This is a genomic window from Actinomadura chokoriensis (assembly GCF_041463665.1).
Classification (GTDB): Bacteria; Actinomycetota; Actinomycetes; order Streptosporangiales; family Streptosporangiaceae; genus Spirillospora; species Spirillospora chokoriensis_A.
Window position 1 is genome coordinate 84,078 of the sequence record NZ_JAXCEJ010000003.1, and the last position, 16,967, is coordinate 101,044.

The 16,967-nt window shown below is 72.2% G+C and carries 18 protein-coding genes; 5 read left to right on the top strand and 13 right to left on the bottom strand.

The features are described from left to right. Positions 1 to 5: 5 nt before the first annotated feature. Entirely contained in the window at positions 6 to 1,226 is a 1,221-nt protein-coding gene (locus SM418_RS06590; protein WP_371939749.1) for an ABC transporter substrate-binding protein, read from the bottom strand. Positions 1,227 to 1,530: 304 nt separating this feature from the next. Between SM418_RS06590 and SM418_RS06595 the strand changes: the two genes are divergently transcribed. Then, on the top strand, positions 1,531 to 1,989 hold the full coding sequence (locus SM418_RS06595) for a VOC family protein (RefSeq protein ID WP_371939750.1): 459 nt from the start codon (positions 1,531 to 1,533) through the stop codon (positions 1,987 to 1,989). A 65-nt stretch (positions 1,990 to 2,054) separates the two neighbouring features. On the opposite strand, the gene SM418_RS06600 is transcribed toward SM418_RS06595, so the two are convergent. The 10 genes from SM418_RS06600 to SM418_RS06645 all read right to left on the bottom strand — a co-directional run bounded on the left by SM418_RS06600 (position 2,055) and on the right by SM418_RS06645 (position 11,167). Next, positions 2,055 to 3,239 (bottom strand): ABC transporter substrate-binding protein, encoded by a 1,185-nt coding sequence (locus tag SM418_RS06600; RefSeq protein ID WP_371939751.1) that lies wholly within the window; start codon positions 3,237 to 3,239, stop codon positions 2,055 to 2,057. 91 nt (positions 3,240 to 3,330) lie between these two features. Next, entirely contained in the window at positions 3,331 to 3,555 is a 225-nt protein-coding gene (locus SM418_RS06605) for a hypothetical protein (protein ID WP_371939752.1), read from the bottom strand. A gap of 46 nt (positions 3,556 to 3,601) precedes the next feature. Next, positions 3,602 to 4,393: an ABC transporter ATP-binding protein gene (locus SM418_RS06610; protein ID WP_371939753.1), complete on the bottom strand. Its 792-nt coding sequence runs from the start codon at positions 4,391 to 4,393 to the stop codon at positions 3,602 to 3,604. Then, entirely contained in the window at positions 4,383 to 5,102 is a 720-nt protein-coding gene (locus SM418_RS06615; RefSeq protein ID WP_371939754.1) for an ABC transporter ATP-binding protein, read from the bottom strand. Before SM418_RS06615 ends, SM418_RS06610 begins: the two co-directional genes overlap by 11 nt. Next, complete coding sequence (locus tag SM418_RS06620) at positions 5,099 to 6,262, bottom strand: branched-chain amino acid ABC transporter permease (protein WP_371939755.1); 1,164 nt, start codon at positions 6,260 to 6,262, stop codon at positions 5,099 to 5,101. The genes SM418_RS06615 and SM418_RS06620 overlap by 4 nt, the downstream gene beginning before the upstream one ends. Continuing rightward, the gene (locus SM418_RS06625; protein ID WP_371939756.1) at positions 6,259 to 7,203 is read right to left on the bottom strand and encodes a branched-chain amino acid ABC transporter permease; all 945 of its coding nucleotides are present in this window, start codon (positions 7,201 to 7,203) and stop codon (positions 6,259 to 6,261) included. Before SM418_RS06625 ends, SM418_RS06620 begins: the two co-directional genes overlap by 4 nt. Positions 7,204 to 7,260: 57 nt before the next feature. Then, positions 7,261 to 8,151: an LLM class flavin-dependent oxidoreductase gene (locus tag SM418_RS06630; RefSeq protein WP_371939757.1), complete on the bottom strand. Its 891-nt coding sequence runs from the start codon at positions 8,149 to 8,151 to the stop codon at positions 7,261 to 7,263. A 33-nt stretch (positions 8,152 to 8,184) separates the two neighbouring features. After that, positions 8,185 to 9,462, bottom strand: coding sequence for an acyl-CoA dehydrogenase family protein (locus SM418_RS06635; protein ID WP_371939758.1), 1,278 nt, complete (start codon positions 9,460 to 9,462; stop codon positions 8,185 to 8,187). A 53-nt stretch (positions 9,463 to 9,515) separates the two neighbouring features. Then, positions 9,516 to 10,280 carry an SDR family NAD(P)-dependent oxidoreductase gene (locus SM418_RS06640; RefSeq protein ID WP_371939759.1) on the bottom strand — a complete coding sequence of 255 codons (765 nt, stop codon included), beginning with the start codon at positions 10,278 to 10,280 and terminating at the stop codon, positions 9,516 to 9,518. Beyond that, positions 10,277 to 11,167, bottom strand: a complete 891-nt coding sequence (locus tag SM418_RS06645; RefSeq protein ID WP_371939760.1) for an enoyl-CoA hydratase-related protein — start codon at positions 11,165 to 11,167, stop codon at positions 10,277 to 10,279. The genes SM418_RS06640 and SM418_RS06645 overlap by 4 nt, the downstream gene beginning before the upstream one ends. A gap of 151 nt (positions 11,168 to 11,318) precedes the next feature. Between SM418_RS06645 and SM418_RS06650 the strand changes: the two genes are divergently transcribed. Together SM418_RS06650 and SM418_RS06655 are read left to right on the top strand one after the other, a co-directional pair. Next, positions 11,319 to 12,533 carry a CaiB/BaiF CoA transferase family protein gene (locus SM418_RS06650; RefSeq protein WP_371939761.1) on the top strand — a complete coding sequence of 405 codons (1,215 nt, stop codon included), beginning with the start codon at positions 11,319 to 11,321 and terminating at the stop codon, positions 12,531 to 12,533. Further along, the gene (locus tag SM418_RS06655; RefSeq protein WP_371939762.1) at positions 12,530 to 13,744 is read left to right on the top strand and encodes an acetyl-CoA C-acetyltransferase; all 1,215 of its coding nucleotides are present in this window, start codon (positions 12,530 to 12,532) and stop codon (positions 13,742 to 13,744) included. The genes SM418_RS06650 and SM418_RS06655 overlap by 4 nt, the downstream gene beginning before the upstream one ends. 80 nt (positions 13,745 to 13,824) lie before the next feature. On the opposite strand, the gene SM418_RS06660 is transcribed toward SM418_RS06655, so the two are convergent. Together SM418_RS06660 and SM418_RS06665 are read right to left on the bottom strand one after the other, a co-directional pair. Next, positions 13,825 to 14,475 carry a TetR/AcrR family transcriptional regulator gene (locus SM418_RS06660; RefSeq protein ID WP_371939763.1) on the bottom strand — a complete coding sequence of 217 codons (651 nt, stop codon included), beginning with the start codon at positions 14,473 to 14,475 and terminating at the stop codon, positions 13,825 to 13,827. A 163-nt stretch (positions 14,476 to 14,638) separates the two neighbouring features. Further along, on the bottom strand, positions 14,639 to 15,040 hold the full coding sequence (locus SM418_RS06665; RefSeq protein WP_371939764.1) for a nuclear transport factor 2 family protein: 402 nt from the start codon (positions 15,038 to 15,040) through the stop codon (positions 14,639 to 14,641). Positions 15,041 to 15,342: 302 nt separating this feature from the next. On the opposite strand from SM418_RS06665, the gene SM418_RS06670 reads away from it, so the two are divergent. Together SM418_RS06670 and SM418_RS06675 are read left to right on the top strand one after the other, a co-directional pair. After that, complete coding sequence (locus SM418_RS06670) at positions 15,343 to 15,816, top strand: Zn-ribbon domain-containing OB-fold protein (RefSeq protein WP_371939765.1); 474 nt, start codon at positions 15,343 to 15,345, stop codon at positions 15,814 to 15,816. Beyond that, on the top strand, positions 15,809 to 16,960 hold the full coding sequence (locus tag SM418_RS06675) for a thiolase family protein (protein ID WP_371939766.1): 1,152 nt from the start codon (positions 15,809 to 15,811) through the stop codon (positions 16,958 to 16,960). The genes SM418_RS06670 and SM418_RS06675 overlap by 8 nt, the downstream gene beginning before the upstream one ends. Positions 16,961 to 16,967: the final 7 nt, after the last annotated feature.

A 16,967-nucleotide genomic window follows, 5' to 3' on the forward strand; every position in this document is an offset into this window, starting at 1 on the left:
GGCCGCTACTTCTTCGCGAGCTCGTTCAGGTCGGTGAACTTGCCGCCGGCCGGTGCCTTGATCTGGCCGCCGTTCACCGTCTGGAACTGAACGGTCGCGCGCGGAAGCTGCGACAGCTTGAGGAAGTTCGGCGTGCCGAACGTGAAGTCGGGGGCGATGCCGATGGAGACCTTGCTGCCCTTGAGCGAGGCCATGAGCGCGGAACCGCTGATCTCCTTCGTGGTGCCGAGCCGGTCGGCCACGAAGTGGACGGCCGCCCAGGCGTTCAGCGCGAACTCGGTGCCCTCGATCTGGCCGTCGCCGTACTTCTTGATCTCGTCCTGGAACTGCTTGATCTTCGGGTTGGCGGTGTTCGTCGGGGCGTCGTAGTCGCTGACCACGATGGTGCCCTCCGCGGCGTCGCCCATCTTCGCCAGGGACGCCTCGGACACCGCGGTCGCGACGACCGCGATCTTGCCCTTGTAGCCGGCCTGCCGCAGGCCCACGATGGTCTTGCTGGTGACGTCGGTGGAGGCCAGCAGGGCGACGCCGTCCGGCTTGTCGCCGACGATCTGGCTGAAGTGGGAGGTGAGGTCGGCCGAGGCGTCGAAGGGCAGGTAGTAGGCGCCCTTCAGGTCGCTCGGCGACTTGAGCAGCGCCTTGACGTAGTTCGGTACCAGGCGCCCGGACGGGCTGTCGCCGGTGACGACGGCGACCGTCTTGGCGCCCGCGTCCTGGAGCGAGGCGCCGGTCGCCGCCGACAGCATCGGCGAGCCGCCCACGAGGGGGAACGACGCCGGGTTGACGAAGTCCTGCTCGGTCTGCACCTGTGTGCCCACCAGGGGGATCGACGCCGACTGGAACGCCTGGACGACCGCGTCCGACGACACGTACTTGCCGACGGTGGCGACCACCTTCTTGTCGACGGCCTCACGGGCGCACTTCACCGCCGCGTTGGGATCGGTCACGGTGGACGCCTCGCAGTCGATCAGCTTGATCGGGCGGGCCTCGCCGCCGCCGGCCGGCTTCACGCCGCCGGCGTCGTTGATCGCGTTGGCGGCGGCCCGCGCGGCCTTCAGCAGCTCGGGCTGGTAGATGGGGCCGGGGCCGGAGGCGATGACCGACAGGTTGATCGGCTCGCCGGTGAGGCCCTTGCCGTACTCGGCGTCGGAGCCGGAGTCGGAGCAGGCGGTGGCGGCGGCTGCCGTCAGGGCCGCGATGGCGGCGACGGAGAGAAAGCGACGCACGGTGGAACTCCCAACTATCTGCGCGTAGGCGCGTTCTGAGCGACCCGGAGGGGCCGGCCGGCGGCCGCGGGAGCCGTCCGATCCGGACGGCGGCACCGATCGCCGAGGCGAATTGCCTTGAAGTTAACAGGATGTGACGTCGATATCAATAACGATTCGATCCCACCGTTCGTACCGTGTCAACACCGAAGACTTGGGGAACGTCAAGGATCTACCGCCGCCTGGCGCAGCGGGTCATCGTATATTTTGACGTCAACATCAATGAAGTGACGAGTGGACGGCACGCAGTGAGGAGAACGCGGAGATGACCTCGCCCCGGATCTACCACGTCGGCATCGTGGTCGACGCCCTCGAACCGGCGATGGAGCAGTTCGGCGACGCGGCCGGCGTCACGTGGGGCAGCGTGCAGCGGTTCGCGGCCGAGTTCGGCACGCCCTCGGGCCCCCGCACGTTCGACCAGGAGTTCGTCCTGTCCCTGGAGGGACCGCCCTACATCGAGCTGCTCGTCCGGGTCCCCGGCAGCGTGTGGGAGAGGACCGGCCTGCACCATCTCGGGATGTGGAGCGACGACGTGCCCGGCGAGTCCGCCGGCCTCGAAGGCGGCGGCTGCCCGTGGGAGGCCGCGCTCCTCGACGCCGAGGGCCGGCGGGCGGGCGGCTGCTACCACGTCCTGCCGGACCTCGGCGCGCGGGTGGAGCTCGTGTCCCGCGCCGCCAGCGCCCCGCGCCTGGAGCGCTACCTGGCGGGCGGCGACTATCGCTGATCTCGTCGCGGAGGCCGGGAACCGGGGACGTCGCCGGTTCCCGGCCTTCGCGGGCGGACGCGCGCTCAGGCGGCCGACGACGCCGTCAGCGTCTCGGTCAGCGTGGTCTTGCTCCCGACGGCGTGGTACAGGTACCAGTTCTTGAAGGGGTAGCGGTCCTCGGGCGTGTAGCCGTAGTCGTCGACGACGCCGGGAACCGAGATGCGGGTCTTGTCCAGGTGGGTCTTGAGCTGCTCACCGGAGCACGGGTGGCCGCAGCTCTTCAACGCCTCGCCGAACGCCCGCGCGGCCAGGTAGCCGATCACCAGCTCGCCGTCGTTCAGTCCCTTCGCGGTCGCGGCGTCCTTGATCACCGGCTTGACCGCGCCGATGTACTCCTTGACGCCGCTCCCGGTGCCCGCCGGGTCGACGAGCGAGTAGACGTTCATCGCGTAGACGCCCTCGTCCTTGGACGAGACGAGGGAGGCGAAGTTCCCGGTGCCGTCCAGCCATACGAACGGCGCCTGGACGCCCGCCGCGCGGACGCCCTTCAGCAGGCTCAGGACCCCCGGCCCGGTCGCGGTCACCAGCACCACGTCGGGCTTGGCATCGACGATCTTCGTCACCTGGGCGGACACGTCGGAGGCCATCAGGTCGAGCTCCTGGGCCGTGGCCAGCTCGACGCCGGCGCCGCCGGCCTGCTCGGTCATGGTCTTGGCGAGCGCCTTGTTGGTCAGCGTGTTCAGGTAGGCCAGGGCGGCCTTCGGCCTGTCCTTCCCGGTGACCTTCTTGGCCCCGTCGAACATGGCGCTCGCCGCGCGCGTGTTGTCGGGGCCGATGTTGAAGACGTAGGGGTTCGGCTCCGCGACCGAGATGCAGGCGAGCGGAACCTTGTAGCGCTCCGCGACCGGCTGGGCGGCCGAGCAGTTCGAGCTCAGCACGTTGCCGAACATCGCGTTCACCTTGGCGGCGGTCGCCAGCTGCGTCGCGTTCGCCGCGGCCCGGGACTGCTCGCCGCCGCTGTCGAGCGAGGTCAGCTTGATCTTGTGGCCGTTGATGCCGCCGGCCGCGTTGACCTCGTCGACGTAGCCCTGGATGCCCTGCTGGAGCGTCTTGCCGTAGGACGAGGCCGCTCCCGACAGCTCCGCGTTGACGCCCCAGTTGTACTCGCCGCCGGAACTGGAGTCGCCGCCGCCGCAGCCGGCGAGGGCGAGGACGCCCGCGCCGGCGACGGCCAGGGCCTTGTGGAGGGTTCGGGGTGCACCGGGCATCGCAAGCATCCTTGTCCTGGAAGAACCGGGGGTGTGATCTGAGTCATTTTCGACTTCGATGTCACAAAATAAAAGCAGCCGGGAGGCGGTGTCAAGACCTCTCCGGCGGCGTGACCTCGGCAAGTCCGGGGCCCACCGTCACCACGCCGTCCGCCACTGTCCGCAACTCGATTTCGACGATTGCGCAACCTTCCCGGCGCTCCTTGGCGACGACCCCGCCCTCGACCCGGACCACGGCGCCAGCCGGAGTGAAGCGCGCCATGCGGAAGTTCCGGATCGCCCGGATGGTGCCCTCCAGGCTGATGTAGTCGCGCAAGGCGCGCTCCCACATGCCTGCAGGAGGATCGCGCCCGCGCGCCCGCTCACGGACCCGCCCCGCCTTCGGCGGCCTCGCCCAGGTAGGAGCGCTTGACGACGTCGCTGTTCATCACCTCGTCCGGGAGGCCGACGTGCAGTACCTCGCCGAAGTTCATGGCCATGAGCCGGTCGCAGTTGGCCGTCACGAACCCGGGGTCGTGGTCGATGAGCACGATCGTCCGGCCGAGTTCGCGGAGCCGGTGCAGCGCCTCGCCGATCGCGCCGCGCTCCCGGCCGCTCACGCCCGAGGTGGGCTCGTCGAGCAGCAGCAGCTCGCTGCCGACCACGACGGCGCGGGCGATGTCGACCAGCTTCTGCACGGCGCTCGACAGCTCGCCCAGCGGCCGGTGCGCGTACCGCTCCAGCCCGAGCTCCCGCAGCGCCTCCGCGCTCCGGTCCCGCGCCGCCGCCTTCGCCCGCCGTGCCCGGTGGCCGCCGAACCGCAGCGCGCCGACGACGGAGTTGGGCAGCTCCCCGAGCGCGACGAGCTGCAGCGCCGTGAGGTCGCGGAAATAGTGGGTCGACTGGAGGCTGCGTCCGATCCCGTGGTCGCGCATCCTGTGCGGGCGCACCCGGCACAGGTCGACGTCCCCGTAGCGGACCGTTCCAGCGGTCGGCCGGACGATCCCGTCGACGACGTTGAGGATCGTCGTCTTGCCGGCTCCGTTCGGGCCGACGATGCCGAAGACCTCGCCCGGCCGGACGTCGAAGGTGACGCCCCGCAGGATCTGCACGCCGCCCAGCCGGACGTCCACGTTCCCGACGTCCAGCCGGCGGCCCGGCTGCTCAGCGCTCATGTCGCCCCAGGTAGGCATCGAGGACGGCGTCGATGTCCAGCGAGTCCAGGGGCCCGCTCGCCACGAGCGACCCGCTGTCCATGACCTGTACTTCGTCGGCGACGTGCAGGGAGGCGTGCACCGCCTGGTCGGCGGCGAGGATGGTGAGCCCGCGCTCGTCCGCGAGCCGCCGCAGATGGCCCATCAGCTCCCGCACGACGCCGGGCGCGAGCCCGAGCGACAGCTCGTCCACCAGCAGGACGCTCGGCTTGCGCAGCAGGACGAGCGCGGTGGCGAGCATCTGCCGCTCGCCGCCGCTCAGCAGCCCGGCCCGCACGGCCCGGCGCTCGCGCAGCCGCGGGAAGAACTCGAAGATCTCCTCGACGTCCGGTCTCCGCGACGTCACGAGGCGCAGCTGGTCCTGCACCGTCATGTTGACGAAGACCTTGTCGCGCTCGGCGACCAGGCCCACGCCGAGCTTGGACAGCCGCAGCGGGCCGGGGCGCCGCACCACCTCGCCCCGCACGGAGATCGTGCCCCGCGCGGTGCCGGCCTCATGGGCGAGGAAGCCCGTGATGCCGCGCAGCGTGCTGGTCTTGCCGGCCCCGTTCCGGCCGAGGATGACGGTGAGCGTGCCGGGGAGCAGGTCGACCCGGTAGTTCGACACGGCCGGCAGGCCGCCGTCGTAGGACACCACGAGGTCCCGGACGCTGAGCAGGGGCTGTGTCATGACTCCGCCGCCCCTTCCGCGGCGCGGCGCCCGCCGAACGCGCGCCGCAGCGATCTCTCCGCCTTCCCGAGCAGCCCCTCGATGCCCTCCGGCTCGAACAGCACGACGAGGAGGAAGAGCAGGGAGAACAGGCCCGCGTTCGCGATGCTCTGGTTCTCGGTGTACCAGTTCGCGCTCAGCCCGAGCTCGGTCAGCCAGCCGGACAGCCGCAACTGCAGGACGTACGGCAGCGCGGTGATGACGACCGCCCCGGTCAGCGCGCCCAGCCTGGACCGGACGCCGCCGATGTAGATCATCGTGATCAGCGCGATCGACAGGTTGAGGTCGTAGGTGGCGTAGTCCGCCCGGCCGACGAGGTAGGCCAGCAGCGAGCCGGCGACCGCGGTGACGGCGCCGCTCGCGGCGAACGCGTACAGCTTCCAGCGGACGACGTCGATGCCGCTGACCGCCGCCGCCACCTCGCTCTCGCGGATCGAGCGCCACGCGAGGCCGACCCCGGTCCGCTCGGTGAGGGCGACGGCGAGGTACACGATCGCGAGGACGGCGATGAGGACGAGGTAGAGCGACCGGCCGCCGGAGACGTCCAGCGAGCCGATCCGCAGCGGCGGCACCACCAGGCCCGCCGGGTGGTACTCCGACTGGTAGTTCTTGGTCAGCGCCGTCACCATGAACTGCAGCGCGAGGCTGGACAGCAGCAGGTACAGGCCCCGGAAGCGGAGCCCGGGGAGCCCGGACAGCAGCCCGACGAGCCAGCCCGCCACCGCGCAGACCACGAGCGGGACGGGGAACGTCTCCAGCGGCGTGTCGGCGAGGCTGCCGGTGACGAAGGCGCCGATGGCCATGAAGGCGGCGCCGCTCAGCGCTATCTGGCCCGCGCTGCCGATGAGCACCGACTGGCCGATCGAGGCGATGGCGTAGACGGCGCAGGCCTGCCCCACGAGGTTGAGGAAGGGGCCGCCGTTCAGCGCCCACAGCGCGGCGGCGAGCAGTACGCCCGCCAGGACGAGCCGGGTCAGGCTTCCCTGCCTGCCCAGCGCCCCGCCCAGCGCCGCGGTGATCGCGGGACGCCGCCCGCGCGCCGCGCCGGCGGCGGGGGCCGCGCCGTCGGCGGGGGCCGGCGGCACGGCGAGGCGCTCGCCTCCTGCTTCGTTGCCGGTCACAGCCGCACGACCTCCGCCTTGCCGAACAGGCCGGACGGCCGGAAGAACAGGAACGCGAGCATGATCGCGAAGGAGAAGAGGTCCACCCAGGCGGACCCGATCCCGATCCGCACCGCGTTCTGGATCCCGGCGAGCATCACGCCGCCGACCAGGGCGCCGCCGACCGAGCCGAGGCCGCCGAGGATGATGGCCGGGAACGCGAACAGCCCGACGTTGGCGACCCCGACCGGGTCGACCGACGACCGGAGGCTGAACGCGATGCCGGCCAGGGCGGCGGTGCCGCCGGCCAGCGCCCAGGCCACGGTGGCGACGCGGGCCGAGCTGACGCCGAGGTGGACCGCCAGCGTCGCGTTGTCGGCCACCGCCGCCATCCGCAGCCCCAGCTGGGTGTACCGCAGCATCAGCACCAGGACCGCCACGACGGCCGCGGCCATGGCGACGGCCACGATGTCGGCGACCGGCACCACCGCCCCGAGGACCCGGTAGGCGCGCGTGGACACCACGTCGGGGAGGCTGAGGGGCGCCGTCCCGTACTTGATCCCCACGGCCGCCTGCAGGACGCCGGCCAGGCCGATCGTCGCGACCGAGGTGGCGAACGCCTCCCGCGCGGCGACCCGGGCGAAGATGAGCACGTAGACGAGGGCGCTGAAGGCCGCCACCGTGATCATCGTGATGAGCGCGGCGAGCGGGAACGGCCGGTCGCCGTCCCGCACGAGGGAATAGAAGAGGAATGCGCCGAGCAGCATGAAACCGCCCTGCGCGAAACTGAGTACCTTCGATGCGCGAAAGAGCAGCGCGAACCCGACTCCGACCAATCCGTAAATGGAACCGGTCACTATCGTGCCCTCGACAGCCTGGGCGACAACGCTCACAACGTCGCTCCCCCTTCTCCGCCGGGATCGCGGCGCGCACCCGCCGCGATCCCGCAGCTGCGGGACCACTTAATTGACTTCGACGTCACAATATACGGACCCGAAGAGCCGCGTCAACGATCGGAATCATCTCCGACCTGCGCATCTGTGCCCCGCTGCTCGGTCGGCCAGAAACTCCCATGTACGTTCGGCATCGACGTCGGTTGTGGCAAGGACGTGCGCGGCGAAGTCGGTGACCCCGCTCGCCGCGAACGCGTCCAGGCGGCGGGCCGCCTCGTCCGGCGAGCCGACGATCGCGAGCCCGGCCACACCGTCCACCCCCTCCCGGCTCAGCACCTTCCGGTAGGACGGGAAGCGGTCGTTGGCGCCGAGCATGGCGTGGACGTGCTCGCGCGTGCCCGCCACGTCGTCGGTCACGCAGATCGGCAGGGCGGCCACGATCCGGAACGGCTTGCCGGCCGGCCGGTCGCGCAGCGCCGGGCGGATCACCTCGGTGATCGTCCGCGGTCCCGCGGCCCAGGTGACGACGCCGGACGCCGCCTCCGCGGCGAGCGCGGCCATCGCCGGGTTGACCGCGCCCAGCAGGATCGGCGTCGGATCGCCCCCGACGACGACCCGCCGGCCGTCCCCGCCCGCCATGACGGACTCGAGCTCCGCCACGTAGCGGCGCGTGGCCGCGATCGGCGGCGTCCACTCCAGCCCGAACGCGTCCCGGACCAGTGCCTCGTGGGACGGGCCGATGCCGAGCGCCAGCCGTCCCCCGATCGCCTCCTGGACCGTCGCCACCTGCTGCGCGAGCGCGAACGGCGGACGCAGCGGAATCGGCACGACGGCCGTGCCGAGTTCCACGCCCGGCACCTCGCGCCCGGCGACGGCGAAGGCGGTGAGCGTGTCATGCCCGGTGAGCATCGGCGCCCAGTAACCGGCGAGTCCGAACTCGGCGACCCTGCGCACCTGCTCGACGACGCCGTCGACCTTTCCGCGCATGGTGAGTCCCGAATGAATGGCGATGCGCATGCGTTCCTCCGTCACGTGCGTCCCGTCGCGGTCTCAGTAGGACTTGGGCAGGCCGAGGACGTGCTCGCTGATGTAGTTCAGCACCATTTCCTGGCTCACCGGGGCGATGCGCATGAGGCGGGACTCCCGGAAATAGCGCTCGACGTGGTATTCCCGCGCGTATCCGTATCCGCCGTGCGTCTGCACCGCCGCGTCGGCCGCCGCGAAACCGGCGTCGGCGCACAGCCATTTCGCCGTGTTCGCCTCCTTCCCGCACGGCTGCCCGCCGTCGTAGCGGGCGGCGGCGTGCCGGGCCGCCAGTTCCGCGGCGTCCAGCCGCATCGACGCCTCGGCGAGCGGGAAGGCGATCCCCTGGTTCTGGCCGATCGGGCGGTTGAACACCACCCGCTCCCCGGCGTACCGCACCGCCCGGCGCAGCGCCGCCCGGCCGATGCCGAGCGCCTCGTGCGCCAGCAGGATCCGCTCCGGGTTGATGCCGTCCAGCAGGTAGGTGAACCCGCGCCCCTCCTCCCCCACCAAGGCGGACCCGGGGACGCGGAAGTCGTCCAGGAACACCTCGTAGGAGGACACCGCGTTGCGGCCCATCTTCGGGATCGCCCGCATCTCGATGCCGGGCCCGGCGAGGTCGACGACGAACATCGACAGCCCGTCGGTCGGCCGCCTGCCCTCCCGCGGCTCGCTCGTGCGCGCCAGCAGCACCGCCTTCTGGGACTGCGCGGCCTTGGTGATCCAGACCTTCCGGCCGTTGATCACGTAGTCCGCTCCGTCCCGCCGGGCGAACGTGCGGATGCGGCTCGTGTCCGAGCCCGCGTCGGGTTCGGTGATGGCGAAGCAGACGTGCAGGTCTCCGGTGGCGGCGGCCGGGAGCAGCTCGCGGCACAGCCGCTCGCCGCCGTGCTTGGCCACCAGGTTGAGGCCGAAGATCGTGAGGTGGAACGGGCTGCAGCCGTTCATGCCGGCCCCCGACGCGGCGATCTCGTAGACCATCGACGACGCCGCCGAGATGCCGAGCCCGGCGCCGCCGTACTCCGCCGGGATCGCGATGCCGAGCCAGCCGGCCGACGCGAACGCCTCGTAGAACTCCCAGGGGAACCGCACCTCCTGGTCCACCTCCGCCCAGTAGGCGTCGTCGAACCGGCCGGCCACCTCCCGGACCGCGGTGCGCAGCTCCTCGTCTGTGAGCGGCTCGTCTGTGAGCGGCTCGTCTGTGAGCGGCTCGTCTGTGAGCGGCTCGTCGGTCAGCGGCTCGTCGGTCAGCGGCTCGCCGGCGGCGGTGTCGTCCGGCGGGACGGGTGCGGTCTTCTCGGTCATGTGCGGGTCTCCTCCTCCGTTGTCAATGCAGTTCGTGATGGGGCACGGACGGGTCAGCGCACCGAGCGCCCGCCGTCGACGTAGAGGACCTGGCCGGTGACGAACCCGGACTCGTCGGCCGCGAGGAACAGCGCGGCGTTCGCGATGTCCGCGGGCCGCCCGACGCGCCGCACCGGGAGCCCGGCCGCGATCTCCGCCAGGCGCTGCTCCACGGGGACGCCGAGGCGCTCGGCCGTCGCGCGGGTCATCTCCGTGTCGACGTAGCCGGGCCCGATCGAGTTGACGGTGATGCCGAACGGCCCGAGCTCGATCGCGGTCGTCCGGGTGAAGCCCTGGACCCCCGCCTTCGCGGCGGAGTAGTTCGCCTGGCCGCGGTTGCCGAGCGCCGAGGTCGAGGACACGTTGATCACCCGCCCGTACCGCTTCTCGACCATGATCCGCTGGGCCGCGCGGGTGACGAGGAACGTGCCGCGCAGGTGGACGCTCATCACGGTGTCCCAGTCGTCCTCGGTCATCTTGAACAGCAGGTTGTCGCGGGTCACGCCGGCGTTGTTGACGACTATGTCGAGGCCGCCGAACTCCTGGACGATCCGCTCCAGCGCGGCGTCCACCTGGGCGGCGTCGCAGACGTCCGCGCCGAGGCCGATGGCCTGCCCGCCGGCCTGCGTGATGGCGGCCACGGTGCCGGCCGTCATGTCATCCTTGAGGTCGAGGACGCCGACCCTGGCTCCGGCGCGGGCGTACAGGCGGGCGATCTCCGCGCCGATGCCGCGGGCCGCGCCCGTCACCAGTGCGACGCGGCCGTCGAGGTTCGTCATGATCGGTCAGCTCCTGAGTTCTGTGCAGTGGATTCCGGGCGCGCCGTCCGCCCCCGGGTGAGCGCGCGGACGGCGTCGCGATGCGCGTCCGACTCCAGGAGCCGGACGTGCCAATCGGCTTCCGCGTCGGCGCAGGTCGCGAGGTCGGCGTCGTGGGCGCGGGACACGTGCGCCTTCATGACGCGCAGGGCGTCCGGGGAGGCGGCCGCCAGGCGTCCGGCGAGCTTCGCGACATGGTCGCCGAGGAGCTCGCCGGGCAGCACGTCCGTCACCAGGCCGAGGTCCCGCGCGCGGGCCGCCGGCAGGGGCGGCGAGAAGTACAGCAGTTCCAGCGCCCGCGAGTGCCCGGCCAGCCTGCGCAGGAGCCAGGTGCAGCCGAAGTCGCCGGCCAGGCCGAGCCGGCCGAACCCGGTGTGCAGCGTCGCCTCGTCGCTCGCGTAGCGCAGGTCGCAGGCGAGGGCGAGGCCGAGACCGGCGCCGACGGCCGGGCCGTCGATCAGCGCGATGCTCGGCGTGCCCATCTCGTGCAGGCGGGCGACCGTCGCGCGCTGGAGCGCCTTCTGGGTCGCCAGGCGCACGGCCGGCTCGCCGGCCGGGCCGAAGACGCTCTCCCCGGCGGCGAGCCTGCCGAGGTCGCCGCCGGCGCAGAAGACGCCTCCGGCGCCCCGCAGGACCACGACGCGGACGTCCGCCGACCGGTCGGCGAGGTCGAGCATCGCGGCCAGGGATTCGAGCATCTCCCGCGAGAGGGCGTTGCGGACGTCCGGGCGGTTGAGCGTCAGCGTCAGCACCCCCGAGTCCAGGGACGCGAGAAGGTGCCCGGTGCCCGTCTCGACGGCCCCGGCCGGCCGCGCACCGGGCGGGCCCGCCTCCAAGTTATTTGACATAGACGTCGAAATTATAATGAGACGGACATCCGGTCAATCCCAGAAGGCTGATCGCGCGCGGGACCACGTCATGACTCGACATCGACGTCAAACTTGTGCATAGGATCGAGCCGTCGGGGCCGCGCCCGCGACCGCGCACACGGAGGAGCACATGCACGATCGGCCAGACCCCGGACGCCAGGACCGCCCCGCCCGCCCCGGACCGCCGCTGGCGGGCACCGTCGTGCTGAGCTTCGAGCAGGCGGTCTCGGCGCCCTACTGCACGCGGATGCTGGCCGACCTCGGCGCCCGGGTCATCAAGGTGGAGCATCCGCGGGCCGGCGACCTCACCCGGTGGTTCGACGACGCCGCCGAGGGCATGTCCACCTACTTCGCCTGGCTGAACCGGAACAAGGAGTCCCTCGCCCTCGACTGCAAGCGGCCGGAGGCCCGTCCCGTCCTCGACCGGCTGATCGAGCGCGCCGACGTCGTCGTGCAGAACCTCGCCCCCGGGTCCGCCCGCCGCCTCGGGCTGGACGCCGAGACGCTGGTCGAGCGCCACCCGTCCCTCGTCGCGGTGGACATCTCCGGCTACGGCACCGGTGGGCCGCTCGACCACCGGCGCGCCTACGACCTGCTCGTCCAGGCGGAGAGCGGGTCCTGCGCGGCCACCGGGCAGGCGGACGCCCCGGCCAAGCCGGGCATCCCCATCGCCGACATCGGCACCGCGATGCAGGCGGCGGCGGGCATCATGGCCGCGCTGCTCGGGCGGGCCCGCACCGGCGCCGGCGCCGCGCTGCGGGTCAGCATGTTCGACACGGCCGCCGACCTGCTGGGCTTCGCCCTCCTCTACGCCCGCTACACCGGCGAGGAGCGGGCCCCCATCGGGATGTCGTCGCCGATCGTGGCGCCGTACAACGCCTACCCGACCAGGGACGGGCGCACCGTCGTCCTCGGCACGACCAACGACGCCGAATGGCAGCGCCTCGCCCGCGACCTGATCGGGCGCCCGGATCTCGCGGACGACGAGACCCTCGCCACCACGCCGCAGCGCTGCGAGCAGCGCGACAGGCTGGACGAGGCCGTCGCCGCGTGGACCTCGAAGCTCGACCTCACCGAGGTGTGCGCGCTCGCCGACGCGGCCGGCATCGGCAACGCCGAGTTCCACCGGGTGACCGAGGTCGTCGCCCACCCGCAGCTGACCGCCCGCGACCGCTGGCAGCAGGTCGGCTCGCCGGTCGGGCCGCTCGCCTCGCTGCTTCCCCCCGTCATCACCCCCGCGTGGAGCACGCCGTTGCAGGACGTCCCCGGCCTGGGCGAGCACACCGCGGCGATCCTCACGGAACTGGGCTTCGCCCCAGGCGACATCCCTCAAGGAGAGACATGAACGAGGCCGTGATCTGCCAGCCCCTGCGCACCGCGATCGGACGGTTCGGCGGCGCCCTGCGGACGGTCCCCGTCCAGACGCTGGGCGTGACGGTCGTCGAGGCGCTGATGGCCCGCAGCGGCCTGGACGGCTCGCTCGTCGACGACGTCATATTCGGCCACTGCTACGGAACCGCCGAGGCCCCCGCGATCGGGCGGGTCATCGCCCTCGACGCCGGCCTGCCGACGACCGTCCCCGGCATGCAGGTGGACCGGCGCTGCGGCTCGGGCCTCCAGGCCGTGGTGCAGGCCGCCGCGATGGTGCGCTCGGGCGCGGCCCAGGCGATCATCGCCGGCGGCGCGGAGAACATGTCGCAGGCGCCGCACTACTCCCTGACCGCGCGCTGGGGCTCGCGCGCCGGTGACATCACTCTCACCGACACGCTCACGCGGGGACGCACGACGGCCGGCGGCCGGTCCTACCCCGTGCCGGGCGGCATGCTCGAGACGGCCGAGAACCTGCGGCGCGAGTACTCGATCAGCCGGGAGGACCAGGACGACCTCGCTTACCAGTCGCACCAGCGCGCCCTCGCCGCCCAGGACCGCGGGGCGTTCGCCGAGGAGATCGTCCCCGTGCGGGTCAGCACCCGGAAGGGCGAGGTGGTCGTCGACACCGACGAGCACCCGCGCCGCGACATCTCCCGCGAGGCGCTCGCCGCCCTCCGCGCGGTGATGCGGAAGGAGGACGCCGAGGCGACGGTGACGGCGGGCAACGCGAGCGGCCAGAACGACGGCGCGGCAGCGTGCCTCGTGACGACGCCCGAGTTCGCCGCCGAGCACGGGCTGCGGCCCTTCGCGCGCGTGGTGTCCACGGCGGTCGCGGGCGTCTCGCCGAACGTCATGGGCATCGGGCCCGTGCCGGCGACGCAGCGGGCGCTCGACGCCGCCGGGCTGAAGCTGTCCGACATCGACCTCATCGAGCTGAACGAGGCGTTCGCCGCCCAGGCGCTCGCGGTCACGCGGGAGTGGGGCTTCGGCGCCGCCGACTTCGAGCGGCTCAACGTCAACGGCTCGGGGATCTCGCTCGGCCACCCGGTCGGGGCCACCGGCGCGCGGATCGTGGCCACGCTGCTGCACGAGATGGCGCGGCGGGAGGCCCGCTACGGCCTGGAGACGCTGTGCATCGGAGGCGGGCAGGGCATCGCGGCGGTCTTCGAGCGCGTCCCGGCGTGACGGGCGGGCGGCCCGGCGTCCCCTGCTGAGGCGCCGGGTCTCACCCCTGAGCCTGCCGCCCGGCTGCCCGGGCGGCAGGCTCAGGCGGTGCCGGTCTTGGCCGGGGCCTTGCGGTCGGCGGCGGCCGGGTCCAGGCCGAGGGCGTTCGCCCACAGCAGCGTGAGCTGCTCCACCGCCTCCTGCATGTCGAACCGCGCGCCGCCGACGAACATCATCTCGGCGAACTTCGCGACCATGCCGCCGAGCGCGGTGGCCGCGTACCGCTCGTCGATCCGCTTGTCGGCGACCCCCTCCGCCTGCAGCCGCTTGATCGCCGACTCCAGCCGGGCCGCGAGGTAGTCGTCGCGCTTGGAGCGCACCTGGCGGACGTCGTCGTTGTAGCGGCTGACCTCCTCGATGACCCGCATGATGCGGGCCTCCTTCTTGTACGCGGTCAGGTAGGCCTTGTTGGCGGCGCGGATGCGCTGGATGGGCCCGCCGTCCTCGCCCCGGTCCTGCGCGATGTCGTCCATGGAGACCAGGCGCACCTCGACCTCTTCGGCGATCTCGCGGAAGAGCGACTCCTTCGAGTCGAAATAGTGGTAGAAGGATCCGTGCGAGACGTTCGCCTCGGCCGCGATGTCGGTGATCCGCGCCTGGAGGAAGCCGTCGCGCTCGAACACGACCTTGCCGGCCTCGAAGAGGCGCGCCCGCGTCCGGCGGCCCTTCGCCGAGCGAGGCTCTGTGTCCATCCTGTCCTCCAAACGCTGAATTTGACGTCAGAAACATAATGCCGCAACTCAGCCGCGTCCAACATCATGCGCGGGTGTCGGGTGCGGCGATCCGGATCACGTTCGCGGAGCGCGCCGGCCGCCGGCCGGTGCTCTGCGGAGCCGCGGGTCCGGCGCGCGAGGGTCACCCGGCGTCTCGGCGGGCGATCCGGATGTCGACGTGCCGCCGGGCGAACAGGAGGCGCCCGTCCTCCCAGGTCATCCGGTCGGTGTAGCGTCCGGCGAGGATCGCGCCGGTGTCCGCGACGACGACAGTGAAGGACGACACGGCGTCGATGTCGCCGTCCGGCCGGAGCCGGATGCTCGGCACGCCCTGCGAGTGGACCGCGCGCGGCCCTCCGGCCGCGAAGGCGGCCAGCTCCCGCTCGCCGCCGATCTCGCGGTCCCCGAGGACCAGCGCCCCGCCGGCGGCGTAGAGGCCGGCGAGCGCCTCCCCGTCCCGGTCGTCGACGAACCGGGAGTAGTCCGCCTGCAACCGGGTCACCGCGGCCAGCCGCCGGCCGGCCTCAGCGTCATCGTCCAGCATGTCCCACCTCGTCCTCGGGCGGCCCGCTCCGGGCCGTCCTCCATCTTACGATTTTGACGTCGATATCTATACGACGATGAGCGTCGTCGGGGGAGAAAGCAGACGTTGCGGGGTTCCTGCGCCTTCTCTTTGATGTCGACGTCAGTATAAGATAAGGCTCGCCGCGCGCGGCCCCGGTCGCTATCCAGGCAGCGCTCGGCGGGCCCCGCGGACGGCGGGCAGGACGGCGTCCCGCCCGCCCTCGACACCCGTGAACCCCCGTCCCGCCGGTCCCGGCGAGGCGGGGGAAGCAAGGAGAAGAGATGGCACCGGTCCCCATCGCCGACGATCTGTTCACCTGGCCCGACGGCGAACCCAGCCTGATCGGCGGCAGGTGCGCGGAATGCGGCGCGTACACCTTCCCGCTGCGGGCGGGCTGCCCGCGGTGCGGCGCGACCGCGGTGGAGCGCACGCCGCTGAACCGCTCCGGAACCCTCTGGACGTGGACGACCCAGGGTTTCCCGCCGAAGGCGCCGTTCCGCGGCGAGTTCGCCGGAACGGGCCCGTTCGAGCCGTGGCTCGTCGGCGTGATCGAACTCACCGGTCAGCTGCGCGTCGAGGGGCTCATCGTCGGCTGCGCCCAGGACGATCTGGCCATCGGCATGCCGATGCGGGTCGTCACCATGCCGTTCCGCACGGACGAGGACGGCCGCGAGATCATCACATTCGCCTTCAGCCCCGAAGAAGGAGCCCTGCCTGTGTCCCCGAGCAACCCCGCCGAGGCCGGCCATGCCTGACGTCGCGATCATCGGAGTCGGCATCCACCGGTTCGGCCGGTTCCCCGGCAAGCCCGCCCTCGCCATGGGCGCCGAGGCCGCCCGGGACGCGCTGGCCGACGCCGGGCTGACATGGGCCGACATGCAGTTCGCGGTGGGCGGCAGCTACGAGGTCGACCAGCCGGACGCGGTCGTCGCCGAGCTCGGGCTCACCGGCGTCCAGTTCACCAACGTCTACAACGGCTGCGCGACGGCCGGCAGCGCGCTGGCCCTCGCCAGCCAGACGATCGAGCTGGGGCGGCACGAGATCGGGCTCGTCCTCGGCATGGACAAGCACGAGCCGGGCGCCTTCACCGCGGAGCCGCAGGAGTACGGCTGCCCTCCGTGGTACGGCGAGATGGGGCTGTTCCTGACCACGAAGTTCTTCGGCATGAAGATCAACCGCTACATGCACGACCACGGGATCACCCCCGAGACGCTCGCGGCGGTCGCCGAGAAGAACTACCGCAACGGCGGCCTCAACCCCAACGCCCACCGGCGCACCCCGCTGACGAGCGAGCAGATCCTCGGGTCGCGGATGGTCAACCACCCGCTGACGCAGTACATGTTCTGCAGCCCCAACGAGGGCGCGGCGGCGCTGGTCGTGTGCAGCGCGGACGTGGCGCGCCGCTACACCGACAAGCCGGTCTACCTGCGCAGCGTCGTCACCCGGACCCGGCGCTACGGGGCCTTCGAGGTGCACACGCCGTCCGCGTCCCTCGCGGCCGACCACGTCCCCGCGCCGACCGTGGACGCCGCGCGCGCCGCGTTCGAGGCGGCGGGCGTCGCCCCGCAGGACGTCGGCATCGCCCAGCTCCAGGACACCGACGCCGGCGCCGAGGTCATCCACCTGGCCGAGTGCGGGCTCTGCGAGGACGGCGCGCAGAACGAGCTGATCGCCTCCGGGGCCACCGGCCTCGGCGGCAGCCTGCCGGTCAACACCGACGGCGGCCTCATCGCCAACGGCGAGCCGGTCGGCGCCTCGGGTCTGCGGCAGGTCCGCGAGCTGGTGCTGCAGATGCGCGGGCAGGCGGGCGAGCGCCAGGTCGCGAACGAGCCGCGCGTCGGGCTCGCCCAGCTGTACGGCGCGCCCGGGGTCGCCGCGGTCTCCATCCTGTCCACCTGACGGAGAC

Coding starts and splice junctions, on each gene's coding strand:
- SM418_RS06595 (WP_371939750.1), top strand. CDS start 1,531: ATGACCTCGCCCCGGATCTACCACGTCGGCATCGTGGTCGACGCCCTC.
- SM418_RS06600 (WP_371939751.1), bottom strand. CDS start 3,239: ATGCCCGGTGCACCCCGAACCCTCCACAAGGCCCTGGCCGTCGCCGGC.
- SM418_RS06610 (WP_371939753.1), bottom strand. CDS start 4,393: ATGAGCGCTGAGCAGCCGGGCCGCCGGCTGGACGTCGGGAACGTGGAC.
- SM418_RS06615 (WP_371939754.1), bottom strand. CDS start 5,102: ATGACACAGCCCCTGCTCAGCGTCCGGGACCTCGTGGTGTCCTACGAC.
- SM418_RS06630 (WP_371939757.1), bottom strand. CDS start 8,151: ATGCGCATCGCCATTCATTCGGGACTCACCATGCGCGGAAAGGTCGAC.
- SM418_RS06635 (WP_371939758.1), bottom strand. CDS start 9,462: ATGACCGAGAAGACCGCACCCGTCCCGCCGGACGACACCGCCGCCGGC.
- SM418_RS06640 (WP_371939759.1), bottom strand. CDS start 10,280: ATGACGAACCTCGACGGCCGCGTCGCACTGGTGACGGGCGCGGCCCGC.
- SM418_RS06645 (WP_371939760.1), bottom strand. CDS start 11,167: ATGTCAAATAACTTGGAGGCGGGCCCGCCCGGTGCGCGGCCGGCCGGG.
- SM418_RS06650 (WP_371939761.1), top strand. CDS start 11,319: ATGCACGATCGGCCAGACCCCGGACGCCAGGACCGCCCCGCCCGCCCC.
- SM418_RS06655 (WP_371939762.1), top strand. CDS start 12,530: ATGAACGAGGCCGTGATCTGCCAGCCCCTGCGCACCGCGATCGGACGG.
- SM418_RS06660 (WP_371939763.1), bottom strand. CDS start 14,475: ATGGACACAGAGCCTCGCTCGGCGAAGGGCCGCCGGACGCGGGCGCGC.
- SM418_RS06665 (WP_371939764.1), bottom strand. CDS start 15,040: ATGCTGGACGATGACGCTGAGGCCGGCCGGCGGCTGGCCGCGGTGACC.
- SM418_RS06670 (WP_371939765.1), top strand. CDS start 15,343: ATGGCACCGGTCCCCATCGCCGACGATCTGTTCACCTGGCCCGACGGC.
- SM418_RS06675 (WP_371939766.1), top strand. CDS start 15,809: ATGCCTGACGTCGCGATCATCGGAGTCGGCATCCACCGGTTCGGCCGG.